This window comes from Isoptericola sp. NPDC057391, assembly GCF_042668085.1.
Classification (GTDB): domain Bacteria; phylum Actinomycetota; class Actinomycetes; order Actinomycetales; family Cellulomonadaceae; genus Isoptericola.
Window position 1 is genome coordinate 1 of record NZ_JBHVBO010000305.1, and the last position, 2,742, is coordinate 2,742.

The following is a 2,742-nucleotide window of genomic DNA, read 5'->3' on the forward strand; positions in this document are numbered from 1 at the left end:
GCCGGGGGCCCGGGCGCCCCGGCGGCGCCGGTGCGCCCGGGGGGCGCCCCCCCGGCCCCCTGGGCCGCGCCGACGACCTCGGACGCGGGCGCGCCCGCGGAGACCCCGGCCGAGCCCGCTGCGGGCGGCGCCGAGGACGAGGACGACTCGCCGGAGGACGGCACCGCGCGCGACTCCGCCGCCGGAACCGCCGAGGTGCCGCTCGCCGGCCGGCTGCTGCGCCGGTCGCGCCGCCGCCAGCGCGAGGAGACCGCCGACGCGCCCGCGGCCGAGCCCGCCCCCGAGGCGGCTCCGGCCGCCGTCGACGAGCCGGCCCCCGCGCCGTTCGGCGGCCTGCCCGTCCCCGCCCCGGCGGTGCCGGTGCCGGCCGAGCCGCAGGCGCACGAGCCCGTGCCGGCCGAGCCGACCACCGCCACCGGTGCCCTGCGCATGACGCGGCGGGAGCTGCGCGCCCAGGAGGAGGCCCGGCGGGCCGCGGAGCAGGGCGGGATGACCCGCATGCTGCGCGCCATCACGGGCTCGATCCCCACGGTGCGCCCGGCGCAGTCCGACCAGGCGTCCGAGCAGGGCGCCGCACGACCCGACACCTCCACCCCCGCGGGGCGCGCCGCCGCCTGGCGCGCCACCTGGGGCTTCGGCGACGCCTCCCGCACCGGGCAGGCCGCCGACCCGACGACCGAGAACGACGGGGAGAACCGATGAACCGCCGTACCACCCGTGGGCTCGCCGCGGCGAGCGCCCTCGTCGTGTCGACGACGCTGCTCGCCGGCTGCGCCGACGAGCTGCCCCAGCCCCAGCCCGGAGAGGCGTTCAGCGGGCCCGTGCTGACCGAGGAGCAGGACACCCAGGTGTTCACCGCGGTCGCCGACACCGTCGCCAAGGCCGACAAGGCGCTCAAGGGCTCCGCGCTCAAGCCGCGAGTGACCGGGCCGGCGTACGAGGTGCGCACGAGCCAGCTCGCGGTCGCGAAGAAGCGGGACAACGCGGAGTTCGTCACTGACATCCCGAGCGAGTCCCAGCAGATGATCATCCCCACCACCGAGGGGTGGCCGCGCACGAGCTTCTCCATCACGACCAGCACGGAGGACCTCGAGACGCCGCGCCTCGTCGCCTTCGAGCAGGAGTCCGCGCGCGCGGACTACAAGATGTGGGCGTGGGTGCAGCTCATCCCGGGGCAGAGCATGCCGTACTTCGCCGACTCGGCCGTCGGGTCTGCCGCCGTCGCGGGCGACGACGACTCCCTGGCGGCGACCCCGGCCGACGCCCTCGCGCAGTACGCGGACCTCGTCACCCTCGGGGCGAAGAAGTCGTCCTTCGCGAAGGGCTTCGAGCTGCCCGACGGCGACCTGGTCTCGGCCGTCGCGGCCGACGCGGCGGCGTGGAAGGAGGTCCCCGGCTTCGAGGAGTCCGGGACGAAGTACACGCAGAAGTACGTGGCGCGCAAGGGCGAGGTCCGTGCGGTCCGCACGGCCGACGGCGGGGCGCTCGTCATGGGCGTCCTCGACGGCAGGACGAAGGTCGAGGCGGAGGACGAGGCCAAGGTGCCGGCGCTCTCCGAGACGCAGAAGGCGCTGCTCGGCGACGCCGAGCAGACCAACGTCCTGACCACCCGGTACACGGACATGGTCGCGCTGTACGTCCCGGCCAAGGGCTCCGACGAGAAGATCCGTCCGCTCGGCTACTCGCACGTGGCGACCGCGGCCTCCAACTGACGCTCCGCTCGTAGGATGTCGCCCATGACCAACCCCACGCCCGACCCGTCCTTCAGCACGCGTGGCGCCGTCGACCTGTCGGCGCTGAACCGCCCCCAGTCGCCCCCGCCCGGGGAGCCGGGCGGCGCGCCGTCGGCGGGCGGCTACGTGCTGGACGTCACGGACGCGAACTTCCAGCAGGTGGTGCAGGACTCGACCACGTACCCGGTGGTCATGCTGCTGTGGATCCCCACCGACAAGGCCAACGCCGACCTCGGCGAGCTGCTGGGGCGCCTCGCCGAGGAGTACGCCGGCCGGTTCCTGCTCGGTCGCCTCGACGCGCAGGCGTACCCGCAGGTGGCGGCGGCCTTCCAGGTGCAGGGCGTGCCGACCGTCGTCGCGGTGCTGCAGGGCCAGCCGCTCCCGCTGTTCCAGGGCGCGGCGCCCGAGGAGCAGGTGCGCGGCGTGCTGGACCAGGTGCTGGCCGCGGCCGAGCAGAACGGCGTCACCGGCCGCGCCCCCGCCCAGGGGGCCGAGGGCGAGGAGCCGGCCGAGGCCGCCGACCAGGAGCCGGTCGAGGAGCCGCTCCCGCCGCTGCACCAGGAGGCGTACGACGCGATCGAGCGCGACGACCTCCAGACCGCCGTCGCCGCGTACGAGAAGGCGATCAAGCAGGACCCGAAGGACGCCCTCGCGGTGGCCGGCCTGGCGCAGGTCCGCCTGCTGCAGCGCACCCGCGGCGCCGACCTCCAGGCGGCCCGGGCCGCGGCGGCCGACGCGCCGGCGGACATCGACGCGCAGCTCGCCGTCGCGGACATGGACATGCTCGGCGGCAAGGTGGAGGACGCCTTCGCCCGGCTGCTCGAGCTGCTGCCCGGTGCCGACGCGGACGCCAAGGAGAAGCTGCGCGTGCGCCTGGTCGAGTACTTCGAGATCGTCGGCCCCACGGACCCGCGCGTGGTCAAGGCCCGTCAGCGCCTGGCGATCAGCCTCTACTGACACCGGAGGAATCGAGCGTGCTGAATTGATCCTCAAACCGCCGGTTTGAGGA

General features: G+C 75.5%; 2 protein-coding genes and 1 pseudogene. All 3 read left to right on the forward strand.

Annotation, left to right across the window (positions count from 1 at the left end; translation table 11 throughout):
- Positions 1-702: pseudogene (locus ACFUVW_RS20510) on the forward strand (hypothetical protein); the annotation flags it as partial.
- Entirely contained in the window at positions 699-1,712 is a 1,014-nt protein-coding gene (locus tag ACFUVW_RS20515; RefSeq protein ID WP_430573141.1) for a hypothetical protein, read from the forward strand. The pseudogene ACFUVW_RS20510 and the gene ACFUVW_RS20515, both read left to right, overlap by 4 nt.
- A 24-nt stretch (positions 1,713-1,736) precedes the next feature.
- The gene (locus ACFUVW_RS20520) at positions 1,737-2,690 is read left to right on the forward strand and encodes a co-chaperone YbbN (protein ID WP_430573142.1); all 954 of its coding nucleotides are present in this window, start codon (positions 1,737-1,739) and stop codon (positions 2,688-2,690) included.
- Positions 2,691-2,742: the final 52 nt, after the last annotated feature.

What these genes read in the sequence shown, in the direction of transcription:
- ACFUVW_RS20520 (WP_430573142.1), top strand. Translation starts at nt 1,737, where the DNA reads ATGACCAACCCCACGCCCGACCCGTCCTTCAGCACGCGTGGCGCCGTC.
- ACFUVW_RS20515 (WP_430573141.1), top strand. Translation starts at nt 699, where the DNA reads ATGAACCGCCGTACCACCCGTGGGCTCGCCGCGGCGAGCGCCCTCGTC.